The sequence below is a fragment of the Exiguobacterium sp. s21 genome, from assembly GCF_018617975.1.
Taxonomy (GTDB): domain Bacteria; phylum Bacillota; class Bacilli; order Exiguobacteriales; family Exiguobacteriaceae; genus Exiguobacterium; species Exiguobacterium mexicanum_A.
In genome coordinates, this window is sequence record NZ_JACSLF010000002.1 from 1 (window position 1) to 15,660 (window position 15,660).

The 15,660-nt window shown below is 47.5% G+C and carries 18 protein-coding genes; 13 read left to right on the forward strand and 5 right to left on the reverse strand.

The features are described 5' to 3' along the window. Positions 1-163 precede the first annotated feature (163 nt). On the forward strand, positions 164-364 hold the full coding sequence (locus KNP06_RS02495; protein WP_214787822.1) for a hypothetical protein: 201 nt from the start codon (positions 164-166) through the stop codon (positions 362-364). A gap of 76 nt (positions 365-440) precedes the next feature. Continuing rightward, on the forward strand, positions 441-644 hold the full coding sequence (locus KNP06_RS02500; protein ID WP_034776722.1) for a hypothetical protein: 204 nt from the start codon (positions 441-443) through the stop codon (positions 642-644). 95 nt (positions 645-739) lie between these two features. On the opposite strand, the gene KNP06_RS02505 is transcribed toward KNP06_RS02500, so the two are convergent. Further along, the gene (locus tag KNP06_RS02505; RefSeq protein ID WP_214787825.1) at positions 740-2,542 is read right to left on the reverse strand and encodes an AIPR family protein; all 1,803 of its coding nucleotides are present in this window, start codon (positions 2,540-2,542) and stop codon (positions 740-742) included. Positions 2,543-2,672: 130 nt separating this feature from the next. Here KNP06_RS02505 and KNP06_RS02510 point away from each other — a divergent pair, with 130 nt between their 5' ends. From KNP06_RS02510 to KNP06_RS02530, 5 genes are all read left to right on the forward strand, one after another. Next, a complete protein-coding gene (locus KNP06_RS02510; protein ID WP_214787828.1) occupies positions 2,673-2,999 on the forward strand; it encodes a nucleoside triphosphate pyrophosphohydrolase in 327 nt (108 codons plus the stop codon). Then, positions 2,992-5,349 carry a DEAD/DEAH box helicase family protein gene (locus KNP06_RS02515; RefSeq protein ID WP_214787830.1) on the forward strand — a complete coding sequence of 786 codons (2,358 nt, stop codon included), beginning with the start codon at positions 2,992-2,994 and terminating at the stop codon, positions 5,347-5,349. Before KNP06_RS02510 ends, KNP06_RS02515 begins: the two co-directional genes overlap by 8 nt. Before the next feature lie 13 nt (positions 5,350-5,362). Beyond that, positions 5,363-5,806, forward strand: coding sequence for a hypothetical protein (locus tag KNP06_RS02520; RefSeq protein ID WP_214787832.1), 444 nt, complete (start codon positions 5,363-5,365; stop codon positions 5,804-5,806). A gap of 8 nt (positions 5,807-5,814) precedes the next feature. After that, complete coding sequence (locus KNP06_RS02525; protein ID WP_214708034.1) at positions 5,815-6,072, forward strand: hypothetical protein; 258 nt, start codon at positions 5,815-5,817, stop codon at positions 6,070-6,072. Between the two features lie 127 nt (positions 6,073-6,199). Further along, positions 6,200-7,738 carry a hypothetical protein gene (locus KNP06_RS02530; RefSeq protein ID WP_214787834.1) on the forward strand — a complete coding sequence of 513 codons (1,539 nt, stop codon included), beginning with the start codon at positions 6,200-6,202 and terminating at the stop codon, positions 7,736-7,738. A 111-nt stretch (positions 7,739-7,849) separates the two neighbouring features. On the opposite strand, the gene KNP06_RS02535 is transcribed toward KNP06_RS02530, so the two are convergent. The 4 genes from KNP06_RS02535 to KNP06_RS02550 all read right to left on the reverse strand — a co-directional run bounded on the left by KNP06_RS02535 (position 7,850) and on the right by KNP06_RS02550 (position 10,079). Further along, on the reverse strand, positions 7,850-8,134 hold the full coding sequence (locus KNP06_RS02535; protein ID WP_214787836.1) for a putative quinol monooxygenase: 285 nt from the start codon (positions 8,132-8,134) through the stop codon (positions 7,850-7,852). 15 nt (positions 8,135-8,149) lie between these two features. Continuing rightward, on the reverse strand, positions 8,150-8,788 hold the full coding sequence (locus KNP06_RS02540) for a nitroreductase family protein (RefSeq protein ID WP_214752583.1): 639 nt from the start codon (positions 8,786-8,788) through the stop codon (positions 8,150-8,152). 23 nt (positions 8,789-8,811) lie between these two features. Further along, positions 8,812-9,222, reverse strand: a complete 411-nt coding sequence (locus KNP06_RS02545) for a MarR family winged helix-turn-helix transcriptional regulator (protein WP_214787838.1) — start codon at positions 9,220-9,222, stop codon at positions 8,812-8,814. Between the two features lie 122 nt (positions 9,223-9,344). Beyond that, a complete protein-coding gene (locus KNP06_RS02550; protein WP_214787841.1) occupies positions 9,345-10,079 on the reverse strand; it encodes a hypothetical protein in 735 nt (244 codons plus the stop codon). Between the two features lie 179 nt (positions 10,080-10,258). On the opposite strand from KNP06_RS02550, the gene KNP06_RS02555 reads away from it, so the two are divergent. The 6 genes from KNP06_RS02555 to KNP06_RS02580 all read left to right on the forward strand — a co-directional run bounded on the left by KNP06_RS02555 (position 10,259) and on the right by KNP06_RS02580 (position 15,584). Next, entirely contained in the window at positions 10,259-10,660 is a 402-nt protein-coding gene (locus tag KNP06_RS02555; protein WP_214787843.1) for a GntR family transcriptional regulator, read from the forward strand. Next, positions 10,635-11,516: an ABC transporter ATP-binding protein gene (locus KNP06_RS02560; RefSeq protein ID WP_214710466.1), complete on the forward strand. Its 882-nt coding sequence runs from the start codon at positions 10,635-10,637 to the stop codon at positions 11,514-11,516. Before KNP06_RS02555 ends, KNP06_RS02560 begins: the two co-directional genes overlap by 26 nt. Beyond that, positions 11,506-12,633: an ABC transporter permease subunit gene (locus KNP06_RS02565; protein ID WP_214710467.1), complete on the forward strand. Its 1,128-nt coding sequence runs from the start codon at positions 11,506-11,508 to the stop codon at positions 12,631-12,633. The genes KNP06_RS02560 and KNP06_RS02565 overlap by 11 nt, the downstream gene beginning before the upstream one ends. Positions 12,634-12,646: 13 nt before the next feature. Beyond that, positions 12,647-13,114: a DUF4825 domain-containing protein gene (locus KNP06_RS02570; protein ID WP_214710468.1), complete on the forward strand. Its 468-nt coding sequence runs from the start codon at positions 12,647-12,649 to the stop codon at positions 13,112-13,114. A 137-nt stretch (positions 13,115-13,251) separates the two neighbouring features. Next, positions 13,252-14,925 (forward strand): AMP-binding protein, encoded by a 1,674-nt coding sequence (locus KNP06_RS02575; protein ID WP_214787845.1) that lies wholly within the window; start codon positions 13,252-13,254, stop codon positions 14,923-14,925. Positions 14,926-15,005: 80 nt separating this feature from the next. Beyond that, entirely contained in the window at positions 15,006-15,584 is a 579-nt protein-coding gene (locus KNP06_RS02580; RefSeq protein ID WP_114165738.1) for a fatty acid metabolism transcriptional regulator FadR, read from the forward strand. The last annotated feature ends 76 nt before the right edge of the window (positions 15,585-15,660 follow it).

Here is a 15,660-nt window from a genome sequence, read left to right on the forward strand (position 1 = left end):
ACTCCAACTCGTTCATGAGAATCAATCCTTTTTGATTTTATTCCCATAATGTCGGTATCACTACCTCACCAACATTGCGTAAGAACCACTCCTATTTTGCATTACACAAAGCTACATCGGATTGAAGATGACGAGAAAATCTTTCGCGCAAGGGATTTCGAAAGTGATTCCTATCGCTGGAGGTGTGATTTCAGGATGGATCACGTATTCATCCATGCATCAAATGGGAAATAGACTACTGACAGCACTTGAAGAAAGCATGGATCTCTCTGATGAGGAACTTGTAGCGAGTATCAAAGAGATGGAACAAGAAATTCCGAATATGACTGAGAAAGATTTCGGGATTTTGCAAGCGAGTGTATAAACAAGGAGACGGAAATATGTCTGTCAGACGGTGACGAGCGGTAGAAGGACATCATGAGTGTAACGGAGGAGACGACATGAAATCGTATGAAATTGAGTTCCATATGATCAACGATGAGGTGTTGACGCAAGTGGTGGAAGCGGAGAGTCGCTATGCGGCGCTCGAATCGATTTATCAGTCGTTCCGTCATGCGACGGACGGATTCGTCCAGTTCGAGGATGAATGGATCATTTTTCTCGACCATGTCGTGTATGTGAAGGCGTTTGAGATTGTGGAGTAGTTGAGCATATTTAAATTTTAATGAATGAGATATTTCTAAGATATCAAAAAGATCATAATGTCTTTTCGGACTTCATGATCTTAGTAATTAAGGTATTATGTTCTCTTGAAAATTTCTCCGTACTCAATCAGCTCATTATAATTACCAGTTCTACTTAACTTATTAACAGTGACTTTAATAATATCCATAATATATTTTTTGTCAGTTTTAAAGAAGTTACTTACACTCGTCACTTTATTTTTGTCATATTGACTAGAGTATTCTTCTTCCAGAATGTCTACAAAGAACTTAATTAGGTCTTTTAGTTTTTGTTCAATATCATCTCCTTTGTAGTTAGAAATAAAGGAGCCGTAAACAAAATCATCATCTTCTATGAGCGATGTATCCATCTTAAGGGTATTTATATCTACATCGCCGTTTATAATTCTGTAAGTTAAACCAAAAAGTGCGAAAAGGACGAACTTTCCATTATTAAAAACATTTGCTTGTTCTATTGTGAACTCATTAATTTGTTCTACTTTGAATTTTTTTTGGAGCACGCTGTATCTGTCATTGAGCTCAATTAAATCTAACAGAAAGTTGGTTTTCTCGATCTCACTAGCGTATCTTTTAAAGAAGATTTGTTTATAAAACTTGTTATCATTAAATAATGAGTTTTTATTAGATCTAGAAGTTCCAGGTTTTTGATTTACGAATGAAAAAATCAATTGGGCTAGCTCATCATTTTTGATTTTGGTATTAGTGTCTTTTGCTGGCTTTTCTCCTCTTTTAATTTCTAGAAATACTTTATGTTTTAATAACAGTGTTTGTAGTGAACGCATTTCTGGAGAATTAGATTTCAAGTCCTTGGGTTGAATAGGTTTTTGTGAATTGGTTGCCTCTGCAATAGTATTAAAAAAATTCATGGTGTCTTGAGTTGATACCTCATCTACACTTGAAACAATTTTGCAGGGTATGAAAAATTCTTCTCTGTTCTTACCTTTGTATTCTCCAATTAAATTTGTAGTCTGACCGCCGTTTACTATTGAAAAATTGTATAGTTTTATTTTGTTTCCATCTTCTACGAAGTCAGTACAAGCTATAGTTAAGCCATTATTTAAGAACCAAAATTCATCACGATTATTATCAAGAGTATTTTTAATTCCATCGTCAACATTTTTATTTCTGATATATCTTCTAATATTTAGATTAAATAATCCCTTTTGGTTATATCTATTATATAAACGGCTTATTGATTCTGAGCTGACATTTACAAAAATACCTTTATGTTGATCACTACAATACTTCAAAATATTTTTTGTATTATCAATTTTTAGACTATCTTCAGCTACTACTTCATGTTGCAGCTGAAGCTTTTCAATCATTTCTTCTACATTACCTTTATTCATTAATGTAATGTAGGCAACTTTATCTTCAATGCCTGTTAATTTTGATTTGGCTTTATGTATATCAATATTAGCTAATGAAGAGAATAAAATTTCAACGTTGCCTTCATTTTCGTCTGTCAATCTATCCAATGATTCTTGTAAAAGTTTTTTTGTCTTTTTATTATAGCTACCTGTGTGGGCAGCTTTAAAATCATTCATTGTAGTAATAATCTTATTAATTTCGTTAACAATATCCTGAACTTTAATTACATCTGAATACTTGTTTTGCAGAATTATTATTTTTGAATCTTCTTCATCGAAATAGATAGCATCAATTCCGCCATCATCCTTACCGTCTGTAATCATTGATAGAATTTCATACCAAACTTTTGAAATATCCGATTCTTTAAAACAGTAATATTGAAGTAATAGAACATTAAATGCTTGATCTTCTGACAAGGAAATTTTTGGGTTTGAAGATGTTCCATATGCTATAATTTCTTTGATTTCTCTATTTATAATGTTTGACACACATGTACCTCCATTTATGAATTTAGTGATGTTGATATTTTTTATAAGTTACTTTTTATTATTTCAAAGATCAAAATAAAGATCTAGTAATATATATGATGGAGTTGTTTTTCTAAAAGGAGGAGTAAGTATGGTGTATAACAAGTTAATCCGCGACCGCATCCCTGAAATTATCCACGAAGCAGGACAAATTCCTGTCGTCAAACATCTCAATCAAGCCGAGCATTTTGAACAGGCACGCTTGAAACTCTATGAAGAAATTAAAGAGTACGAAGAGACGAACATCGATGAAGAGTCACTCGAAGAACTTGCTGACATTTTGGAACTCGTCTATACACTCGGAAAGATGCATGGTGCGAGCTTTGAAGAATTGAATCGCATCCGTGAGGAGAAACGTGAGAAGCGGGGCGGTTTTGAAAAAGGCCTCTTCTTGGAAGAGGTCCTTGATCATGAGTGAGTTACGTTTGCATACCAGTCATTTACGAATTCCATTACAACATCAAATCAACGCGGCGACTGAAATCTATATGGTCGTCGCGTTTGCGCAAGTATCGGGTGTTCAAGAACTCGTCGCTTCACTTAAGCAAGCAGTCCATCGCGGTGCCCAAGTCCGTATTCTGATTGGAGATTATCTCTATTTGACGAACCCGGACGCGCTTGAAATGTTAATGAACATTCAAGGCGTGGAACTACGGCTCTATCGATCGAAAGGCCAGTCATTTCACCCGAAGGCATATTTGTTCCGAACACAAGATGGAGGGACGTTCTTTGTCGGCTCGTCCAATCTGTCGCATAGCGCCTTGAATCGAGGTGTCGAATGGAACGTCGAGATACCGGCGAGCATCTCGGAGGACGTGTTTGAACAGTCAGTCGATTCATTTCATGAGCTCTTCTATAGTGACTACGCTCAAATCATGAATACCGTCTCGTTGCAGCCTTATCGTGAAGAGTATTTGGCTCGACAAGATCGGATGAAGGAAGCCGAACAAATCGCAGCGCCGGGCCCGGTTTATATCGAGGACGATACAATCACTCCCAACACTGTGCAAGACGCTGCTTTGAAGGCGTTACGCGAGACGATGGACGAAGGCAGACGCAAAGCGATGCTCGTGCTCGCTACCGGACTAGGAAAGACGTACTTGAGCGCCTTCTTCGCCCGTCAATTTAAACGAGTGCTTTTCATTGCCCATCAAAAAGAGATTTTGCTTCAAGCTGAGGTATCGTATAAGAAAGTCGCAAGCGAATGGAAGACGGGATTATTGCTTGGCGGTGACTCGAGAGATGAGGAATCGGCAGATGTCTTATTCGCTTCGATACAAACGTTGGCATCGAAACATCGGATGCAACAGTTCACACCAGATCAGTTCGATTTGATTGTCGTCGACGAGTTCCATCATTCGGCGGCACCTTCCTATCGGCGTGTCCTTGACTACTTCGAGCCGAAGTTCTTGCTCGGATTGACGGCGACGCCCGATCGGTTGGACGGGGGAGACGTCTATGCTTTATGTGATGACAATGTTGCGTATCAGATGCACTTTACCGAAGCGATTGAAGAGTCGTATTTGACACCATTCCATTACGTTGGGATTTATGATGAGATTGACTATTCGCAGATTCGGTTGATCAACGGTCGTCGCTATGATCAGGACGAACTGTTGGCGGAGCAGTTGAAGGAAAGTGTCGCTCAAAAAATCTTTGATGCCTGGAGGAAGCATCACCAGACCAGAGCTCTTGGCTTCTGTTCGTCGGTCGCTCAGGCTGAGTACTTGGCCGACTATTTCCGCCTGCAAGGTGTTCAAGCCGTAGCTTTACATAGTCAGGCAGAATATGATCGTGCTGATGTGATGTGTCAATTGAAGCAAGGACATCTCGATATCATCTTCGCGGTCAACTTGTTCAATGAAGGTGTTGATATCCCGGAAATTGATACGCTATTGTTCTGCCGCCCGACCGAATCGTTGACTGTCTTCACGCAACAGATTGGTCGTGGATTACGTCTATTGAGTGGGAAGACGCACTGCACCATCATCGATTTGATTGGGAACTATAAGAACATCGATAAAAAGTTGGCGCTGTTGACGACGAAGCGGCAGCCGATTGTCAAAGCACTTCCTACAGATGTGGATTTACCAGGCGAATGTACCATCGAATTTGATTTACATGCCATCGATTTATTGAAGCGAATGGTCACCCGTTCTTCGACACGGCGACAACAGTTGGAGCGGAACTACTTCATGGTGAAAGAAGAACTCGGAAGACGGCCGAGTTATCTAGAGTTGATTCAACGAGGCGAATACTCGATGGATGCGTATCGCTCTGAATGGAAGAAAGATGGAGGGTTTTACGGGTTCCTCAATCGGATGGGGGAGCTGGATGAGGAAGAGAGTCACCTGTTTGAAGAGGCGAAGTCGCTGTTGCTTGAAGTAGAATACACAGACATGACGAAGAGCTATAAGATGATTGTGTTATCCATCATGTTAAGTCGTGGGGTCGCGGGATGGCTTCAACCACTCTCAGCTAGCGAGGCGGCTCGTCCATTCTATGAGTTCATCAATGAATTCCCATATCGTCAGCAGATTGACGGACAGACGAAAGACTTCCAATCCCCGTTCCATCAACAAAAGATTGAAAAGTTACTGTTGCGGATGCCATTTGATAAAATAGCTAAAGGACCGTTCTTCGTATCAGAGGAGTCATTACACGTCGAGCATAATGAAGCATTTGCTCATCCTTTAGTTTACGAATGGATCAGTCAAATCGTTGAAGTGCGGCTACATCACTACTTCAGTCGTAAGGCTTCAGAATGAGGGTGGCGTAATTATGGAAGATCGGCTTGAGCGGTTAATTCAGTACATAGATGAGTTCGATAGACAGGGACCTTACAAGATGAACGTACTGAAAATAATGTTAGAGCGAGGTTCTCAAGATTGGTATGCGCCAATTTCGATAACTGAACTCGCAAAACCTTATTATGATTTAGTGAACGAGCAACTCCGTTCTTATACCCTTAAAAATATAAGTGCGGACTTTACAACGAGCTTTTCACAAGCAAAAATGGAACGGCATTTAAGAACACTGCCATTAAAATATCTATCAACAACTTCTACTAGAGTAAGCAATATTTCTCCACCCTTTGAATTAATTGATGATATGTTTTATGTGAGGGAAGAGTACTGTATTGAAGGTCAAGCGACTCATGATAGAATCATTGAAGCAGTGGAACAAAAGTTTGAAGAGTACTTAGAAGTATTTAGTGAAAGGTGAGGGATAATTTGAAACGCGCACTACTTCGCAAAATCCAATTCGCCCTCCAGCATCATGGCGGGACGGCTTCATTGAAAGAAATCAACGCATATATCGAGCGGTCATACTATCAACTCGAGCTCGATCGGTATAAAGATTGGAAGGCTCACGTCAATAAACAGATTCGGGCCCATTCAAGTGATTCGGCCAGCTTCGCGGGGAAAGAAGACTTGTTTTATTCCACAGGAAATAAGGGCATCTGGGGCCTTCGCCAACCGAATAACTAACCGAAAGCGGAACCATTTCAGTTGGTTCCGCTTTCAATGTTTACAAAACATCACACCCCCTTGTCACAGAATGTTCAATCCTGTAAACTTCGAAACAGTGTGAAAAAAATGTATAAGGGGTTTATCCATGGAAATCGTTCAGCAATTATCGCAAGTACAATTACTCAACCAATTCTGGTTGCTCATGGCCTTCGTCATCCCGATGGTCATTTTATCGCGGATGGTCGTGGCCGGGTCACGGTTCTCGCCAATCCTCGTCATCGTCATCTTCGGTCTCGGACTTGGCTTCGCCATGGTCGAGATGGGCATCGCGACACCGGGTCTCCCTGAGTTCCCGCTCGTCGACTTCATGTCACGGACGACGATCATCGCGCTCGTCGTATCGTTCTTCGTCGGTGGACAAGAACTTCGCAAGATTTTAAGCAAGCAAGAGCTCGACATGAAAGACATCGTCGTGCCATCGAAAGAAGAGATGTTCCTCGGGACAGGACGGACACAGTTCATCTTTATCCTCCGTTCATTCTTCTTGCTCGTCGGTCTCGAAGGGTTCTTCCGCATGATGATTCAACCGGGCGCGGCAGAGGGCATCATGCTCTACTACCCAATCCTCGCGTTGATCGGTCTCGCGGCATCGTTCCTGTTGATCGACCACAAGGCGCAAATCGACGACAAGAAGGTATACATGCGTAAAGGCGTCATCGAGACAGTCTTAATGCTCGTCATCTTGTTCGTGTCGTACGGCATCGCCGTGGCGGTTCAACCGATTATCGCGCTTCCGCAGATTTTCTTCGCCATGTTAATCTCGTCAGCACTTGGTGCCATCTTCCACAACTGGACGTATGGACCGACCGTCCGTGCGCTTCTGTTCGCCGGAATCCCGGTCGTCTTGGCCGCCAACTTCATGGTCGGTGGCTCGCGAATCGGTGATGCGTTCGCCATCGAAGGCATGAACTCGATTCTCGTGTACGGTTTCTTCGGTCAATTGTTCTGGATGTTCGGTGGGATTGCGCTCCTCATGTGGTTCGCCCGCACAGGACATATCCGCAACCTCGCACCAGGTATGGCCGGCTCGCTCTCGCACAGTGGTCTCACAGGTGCATGTACGGCTGGTGACTTCGGTCAAGTGGCAGCCAAACGTGCTCCGATCATGATCAACATCCCGTTCTTCGGTCACATCTTCGTGTTCTCGATTTTGGCAGTCAGTGCCGATAACGGGGCGCTCTGGATTTGGCCGACGGCGATCATCGTCTTGGTCGGTCTCGCGTTGACGGCGCTCGCGCTCAAAAACTTGCGCGGTGCCAACGGCGAAGACTTCAAAGAAGTAAAGGCGCTCATGCAGTTCTCGTTCGGTTGGCAGATGATGGCGGTCTTCGGTGGACTCGTCATCCTCAGCTTCAGCTCGATCGCGTTCGACTATACGACGATGGCCCAATCGTCAGCCATCTCGCACTTTGGTCTCTTCGCAGCCGTCCAGGGCGGCATGTTCGGGACAGAAGCATCGCTTCTCATCCCGCTCATCTTCTCGATGCCGTTCCTCGTCCACCCGATTGTGTTCTACATGTTCGGGAAGGCGCTCGATAACAACGGTGAAATGCCGCGTGTACCAGTTTACGCGATGGCGCTCATCGGTGTCGTCGGAGTCTCGTTCGCGATTCTCGGTGTATAAACAAAACAGCCGCTTCTACCAATGTGTAGAAGCGGTTTTTGTATGCGAAACATCGGACCGATGAATCGATGGGACAAAAAAACGGCCGACACGAGGTCGACCGTCTTCTGCTTAGTTGACTTCCGTCACATGGATAACCGGCTTCGCCGTCACGTAGTTGCCTACGCTTTGAGCGAACGCGATGAGATCCGGGTTTTGGTTGTGTTGCTCGACGGCCGCTTGGTCGGCCCAGTTCTCGATCATGACGAAGCGGTTCTCCGAAGTCGTCGATTGGAACAGTTCATAGCTCAAGCAACCGGCTTCTTGTTTCGACGAATCGATGAGCTTGTTGATGTCTGCCAAGAAGTTTTCAAATTCTGTTTCTTTCACATCGAAAATGGCGTTGATTAAGATCATGTGGGAGTCCTCCGATTATTTGAATGATGTGATTGTTTCAGCGTCGAGGCGTACCGATTGGTAGCCTTCTTCTGCCGCTTTACCGACCGAGAGGATCATGACCGGCACGTAACGGTCTTTATCTAATCCGAACGCTTCCGCGAGTTGGTCTTTCTCGAAACCGCCGATTGGGTTCGTGTCATATCCGTGGGCACGGGCGACGAGCATGAACTGCATCGCTGCGAGACTCGAGTCGATTTTGACGATGTCGTTCATCTCTTGTTTCGACAAGTTTTTGTAGTACGGGAGGATGGCAGCGAGCTGTTGGTCGCGCACTTCTTGTGGCATCTTGCCTTCCGCGACAGCTTGGTCATAGATGTCTTCACCGAGCTCGTAGCATTCCATGTCGCCGAAGATGAGGACCATCGCAGCCGACGTGTCGTTTTGACGGACGTTGAAGCGGATGAGCGGCTTGAGCGTCTCTTTCGCCTCTGGGCTCTCGACGACGACGAAGCGCCACGGTTGCATGTTGACTGAAGAAGGGGCCGTTGTCGCTTCCTCGATCATTTGAAGCATTTCAAGTTGTGAGATTTTGACGTTCTCGTCGTAGACGCGGATCGATTTACGACCGAGCATCACGTCAGTGAATGTGTTGTTTTCGAATGTAGTTGCCATGGATATTACCTCTTTCTCTCTTGTTATAGTTGGTTTAGCTTTTGCAGCAGACTCGACAGCTGATTGATCTCTGACTCGGACAGCACTTTCGTGATCAAATGCTTGCCGCGGTCGTGGTCTTGTTCACAGCTCATCAAGTCATGCTTCGCTTCGTCGGTCAAATGGACGAACACTTCACGATGGTTCGCGGTGTTCCGTTCCCGGCGGACGTAGCCTTTTTCTTCAAGGATCTTCAAATGGCGGGTGATGGCCGCATTGTCGATTTTCATCGCCTGCTGAATCTCGCTTTGCGAACAGACGCCCTTGTCATGCACGATCATGAGCATCTCGTAGCGGGTCAGGCTGAAGCCCGTCTCCTTCTCAAACGAGGTCGCGACGCGTTGGTCCGCCAGTTTAATTTGGTATAGCAGTCGGCTGATATCTCGTAATTCCATCTGTGGTGTCTCACCCCTCTCATTTGATAAGTCAATTATTGACTTATCAAATGTAAAACATTCATGCCGTGCTGTAAAGGAGAATGCTCACACAAAAAACCATCCGCTCGTGCGAATGGCGATCAGTCTTCATATTTTGTACCGTCAAATCGGTACTCGGTGATGAACGTCGTCTCGTCAAACCCATATAGGCGATCGTGGCGGTTCAAGTCGTCAATCGTCTGGAGCGAATCGAATGACGGATCGCCGGATTGGGACGTGCGTGACACGTTCAAGTAGCGCTCGGTGAAGTCGTCGTCCTCATTCGGTGTCCCGTCGAACGAGAAATGAATCGACGTGACGTCGTCCTCGAGTAGGCGGATGATGCCGAGGACGCGCTGCTTCTGAGCAATGGTATCGTTCCATGCTTCATGCAACATGACGGAGACGCCCAAAAACGTCTCTGGATTCAGCTCGAAGACGGACGTCGGTTGTCGTCTGTTTACGTCTCGCATGCGGACCGCGTCCACAGGCACGTTCGCCCGTACCGTCTCTGTACGTGATAAGACGTTCGCCGTGACGAGACGGTCGTGTAGCGTCGTCTCTGCCTCTTTTACCCAGTACGTCGGCATCACGTCGTCATGGATGGTGCCGTCACCATACGTCCGCGCGGAATACGTCCCGCGAAGTGGTTGCCTTTCGAGCTTGAACGTCGCCTTGTACCCAGTCAGTTTCCAGTCTTGTGACACGTCGACATCGACACGTTCCCCGTACGTGGCATCGATGTAGTCCGTATAGCGTTCGGTCGCTTCGCTTCTTCCGTACATCGATCCGGCGACGAGCAAGCCGATGGCCCCAAGCAACAATCTTTTTTTCATTTTTGGTTCACCTCTCGTCCAATGTACCTGAAAAACACGACGCGCGTCTCAGTCCAAAGTCGTATTCAATTTATTCCCAATTCCCTGTAAACTGAAAGTGCCCTTTAAGAACTATTGTATTTACGTGTACTAATACGTATAATACACTTATACCACGTACACAAGAGAGGGTGTGACCCATGTTATATAAAATTGATATGAAAAGCGCAGAACCGTTGTATGAACAAATCGTAAATCAGACGAAGGAGCTCGTCGTCCGCGGGATATTACGGCCGGGCGACAAGGTCATGTCGGTGCGCGAACTCGCGACCGATCTCGTCATCAATCCGAATACGGTCAGTAAGGCGTATCAGGAACTCGAGCGACTCGGCTTGCTCGAGATGCATCGCGGGCGGGGGACGTTCGTCTCCGAGGACTGGGTCGACCAGGACTCGCCGCGCGCACCGATTTTAGAAGCAATCAAGAAGCTCGCCATCGATTGCCATTACGCGAACATCGCGCTCACCGAAGCGCTGACGCTATTTGAGACCGAATATAAGAAAGTAGGGGAGAACCATGCTGACAGTCCAGCAACTGAGTAAGACGATTGATCGACAGCGCGTCTTAGACGATATCGACTTCACCGTCGGCGCCGGGGAAATCATCGCCCTCGTCGGACGGAACGGGGCCGGGAAGACGACGCTCTTACGCACGATGGTCGGGATCATCCGACCGGACACGGGCGACGTCCGTTATGGCCCAGCGAGCATTTTTGAGAAGTCAGAATTAAAACGTGACGTCATCTTCGTCCCAGACTCGGCCGATGCGCTCAAACACTATACGGTCAACGAGGCGGCCGCACTCTACGAATCGATTTACCCGACGTTCAACCGGTCAACCTTCAGAGAGACGCTTACTCGTTACAACATCGACAACAAGAAGATCCGTCAGCTCTCGAAAGGACAGAAGGCGATGGTGACACTGTCGCTCGCGTTCGCCGTCCAGGCAAAGTACTATCTGCTCGACGAGCCGACGGACGGGCTCGACGTCGTCGCCAAGGCTGACGTCTTGAAACTGATGATCGCCCAAGTCGAGGCGCGCAACTGTTCGATCATCGTGTCGAGCCACCAATTACATGAGCTCGAACGCATCGCCGACCGCATCATCATGATCGAGAAGGGACGCGTCAAAGCGATCATGTCGCTCGAGGAGGCACGTGAGACGAGCGTCAAGCTGCAAGTCGTCTTCAACGATCAAGTGCCGGTCGAACTGCTCGAACGAAAAGATATCGAAATCATCAACGTCACAGGCCGGGTCGCCTTGTTCATGGCGAAAGAACGGACGAAGGAACTCGATACGTTCGTCGATGCGCACGACCCGATGCTCGTCGAAGAGATTCCGATGTCGCTCGAAGACGTGTTCCGAGTTCAACTAGGAGGTGAGGCAAGTGTCTTTTAAAGTGCTGTTAAAGAAAGACTGGAAACAAGTGTCGTTGTTATGGATGTTGCTCGTTTTCCTTGGAATTGTCGCCTATACGCTTCCAGTATGGACGCAGATGCAGACGTTCGATGAACAAGTTCGAGAGATTCAAGCGAACCCCGAGGAGTATGCCGAATGGTATGGCGACAATGTGACGAATCCGTCGGTTGAAGAATTGTTCAGCCCGGAGTACAGCTACTTTATCGGCGATTTACAGACACTGATCCCGTATGGTGGTGTCATCTTCCTCTACATCATCTTTGGCTTCTTGATGGCGTCCGTCTTGATTGGCAGTGAACGCAATAGCCAAATGTCTGACTTTACGATGTCGCTCCCGTTCAACCGCAACCAGCTCTACATATCGAAATGGTTGATCGGGACGAGTGGCATCATCGTCTCGTCTCTCCTTGGCGGACCGCTCATGCTTTGGATCATCCATTCATCACGCTATTCGTTTTTGATGGACGGACACACGTTGCAAGTCGCAGGACTCGTCGGATTTATGATGTTGACCGGCATTGCCGTCTTCTCACTAGGATTATGGATGGGTTCATTCGGCGGGGAGGCCGTCTCGCAAGTGCTCTGGTCGGTCGTCGCCTTATTGTTCCCTGTCGGCATCATCTTGTTGATTCAAGGGTCGATTTATTCGCTCACAGAAAACACAGCGGGCGTTTACGATCTATTCGAACGTGCGATCGAGAGTGTGTTCATGCGGGTGATTTCACCGCTCGCGAACGTATTTAACGTCGATACGTTCAACATGTTCACGGACAACACGGTGTGGGAGAACTTTATGACGGTGGCGATGATGAGCGCCCTCAGCTTTATCATCCTCTCGTTCGGTCTCGGTTTATGGATGTTCAACCGGGCCCCGCAAGAGAACAATGGCCGCTTCTTCATGTTCACGAACTGGCTTTGGCTCGTCCACGTGATCATGGTCGTCTGTTTCGCCATGCTCGGCGGGATTATTTTGGCCAACCTCTCGTACCCGACGAACAGCATTCTTTACTTGATCGGCTTTGTCATCGGTGGATTCCTGGCGCACTTGCTTGCGAAACGTCTGCTCTATCGCTTGAACTTGAAACTAAAATCTTGATAGGAGGATTCTCATGAAACGGCTCAGTCTGCTCGTCGTCTTGCTCATCGTGCTCGCTGGATGCGGGGACACCGAACGATCGAACGCTTTCCAATACAAAGGGTCTTACGTCGGGGATAACAGCGCCATCGCCGGGATCGCCCAGACGTTGCCGATGCATGACTGCTACAAGTCGATCGAGCTGCAGACGAAAAAACGTCCTTACGGCTTGACCGTTCGATACAGTGATCCTGAGATTGAACGGATCGAACAGGAGCGGCTCGCGATTCGGAATGCGGCGACGTACTTCACACTCGTGCAAAACACGGAGATTGTCCGCTTCGCTTTCCCGAACCGAACATATTCGTTCTCGCGCCCAGAAATGGAAGCGTGGCTCGATGTCGACTTCTCGACCATCAAGTGGGAAAAAGAGTTGAAGGACCACTTGGACGAGAAAATCGGCAACCAAGAGCAGACCGAAGCCTATTTCAAGAGAATCTAAGCGTGTGCGGAAACTTTCATCCGCACACGTTTTTTCGATATTTTCTGAAAATTATCGGGTAAAGGGTAGATGAAAGCGTTTTCTTGGCATTATAATAGAGTTAACTGAATGAGTATTCATTCCAAGGAGGAGAATCGATGAACAAACCGTGGTTGCAAGATTATCCAGCTGACATGCCAGAAACGATTGATTACGAGGTGAAGCCGCTCTATGAGGCGCTATCCCGGGCCGCTACCGATTATCCGGACCGGACCGCCGTCTCTTTCATCGGCAAAGAGTTGACGTTCGCCGAGGTCGATGACGCGGCGAAGCGACTCGCGACGATGCTCCAATCGAAAGGCCTGCAAAAAGGGGACCGCGTCAGCCTGATGCTCCCGAACTGTCCGCAATACGTCATTTCATTCTACGCCGTCTTGTACGCTGGTGGAACGGTCGTCCAGACGAACCCGCTCTACACCGAGCATGAGCTCGAGAATTTGATCACCGACTCCGGTGCGAACATCCTCATCACGCTCGACCTCCTCTATCCGAAATCGCTTCGTGTGAAACAGAAGACGGACATCAAGACGATCGTCACGACGAGCATCGCCGACTATCTTCCGTTCCCGAAGAACAAGCTGTACCCGATCAAAGTGAAACGTGAGAACAACATCGTCATCGACACGACAGGTTCGGTCGCATTCAAAGAGTATAAAAACTGCGGGCCGATCACCCCGACCGAGATTGATCCGAAAGAGGACGTCGCCGTCTTGCAGTATACAGGTGGGACGACAGGGCTGCCGAAAGGCGTCATGCTGACCCACTTCAACTTGACGGCGAACGTCGACCAAATCTCGAACTTCTTCTATAAATACAACCGAGGCGACATAAAGCGTGTCTTGAGCGTCGTCCCGTTCTTCCACGTCTACGGGATGACATGCTGTCTGAACTTCGGGATGGCGAACGGATATGAGCTCGTCCTCGTCCCGCGCTTTGACGTCACCGACGTCTTGAAGACGATCCACAAGAAGAAGCCACACTTCTTCCCAGGTGCACCGACGATGTATGTCGGCATCCTCAACGACCCGAAATCGAAGAAATATGACCTGTCGTCAATCGAGGCGTGTATCTCCGGGTCGGCGCCGCTCCCGGTCGAAGTGCAGGAGCAGTTCGAGAGCATCACGGGCGGTCGCATCGTCGAAGGATATGGCCTGTCGGAAACGTCACCGGTCACACACGCAAACTTCCTATGGGATAAACGAATCGTCGGCTCGATCGGCGTGCCGCTGTCGGACACTTCTGCTAAAATTGTAAAGGCAGACGGAGAGACCCCGGCTGACATCGGTGAAATCGGAGAAATCATGCTGCACGGCCCGCAAGTCATGAAAGGGTACTGGCAGAAGCCGGAAGAGACGGCCGCCGTCTTGAAGGACGGATGGCTCGCGACCGGTGACCTCGGCTATATGGGCGAGGACGGGTTCTTCTATATCGTCGATCGGAAGAAGGACATGATTATCGCCGGGGGCTTCAACGTCTATCCGCGTGAGATCGAAGAAGTGCTCTATGAGCATCCGGCTGTCAAAGAAGCTGTCTGTATCGGCGTTCCGGACCCGTATCGCGGCGAGACGGTCAAGGCGTTCATCGTGACGCGGGACGGGTCCAGCGTGACGGAAGAAGAGCTTGACAAGCACTGCCGCGAGAAGCTTGCCGCGTATAAAGTACCGAAGCTGTACGAGTTCCGGGAAGAATTGCCTAAGACGTTCGTCGGTAAGATTTTACGTCGTGTCCTTGTCGACGAAGAGAAGGCGAAACAAGTGAAACAAAGCAGTTGACACAATCGTGTCACATGATAGAATAATAAATGAATGAACCATCATTCATTTTTCTGCAGCAGTAAGGAGCTTGGGTGTTTATGACAAAGAATGGATCAAAAAGTGACCGCATTATCGATGCGGCAGTGAAAGTAATTGCAAATCATGGCTATCACGGTGCAAAGGTGACGGCCATCGCCAAAGAGGCGGGTGTCGCCGACGGGACGATTTATCTGTACTTCAAAAACAAGGAACATTTGTTGATTGAATTGTTCCAGACGAAGATGGGCCTGTTTATCGACTACTCGAAGCAACAGATCGAGCAGGAGACGACGGCCGGCGACAAACTGTATCAATTGATCGAGTCGCATCTTAAACAACTGTCGGCCGATTACGACCTCGCCGTCGTGACACAAATCGAGCTCCGGCAGTCGAACTTGGCACTCCGTCAAAAAATCAGCGAAGTGCTCAAACCGTACTTGAACTTGATTGACGCGGTCGTACGACACGGAATCGACACCGGCGAATTTGATAACGAACTCGATTATCGACTCGCCCGGCAGATGATTTTCGGCACGATCGATGAAGTGGTCACGAGCTGGATGGCGAGCGGCTTTAAGTATGACTTGATGTCGACGCTGCCAAAAGTACACCATATGTTAAAAAAAGGGCTTGCTTAACCGTAAGCCCTCTCGCTAGCTCAAAAAATGAATGCTGATTCATGAATGATGGTGCGAACAACTTATAAGGGGGAAC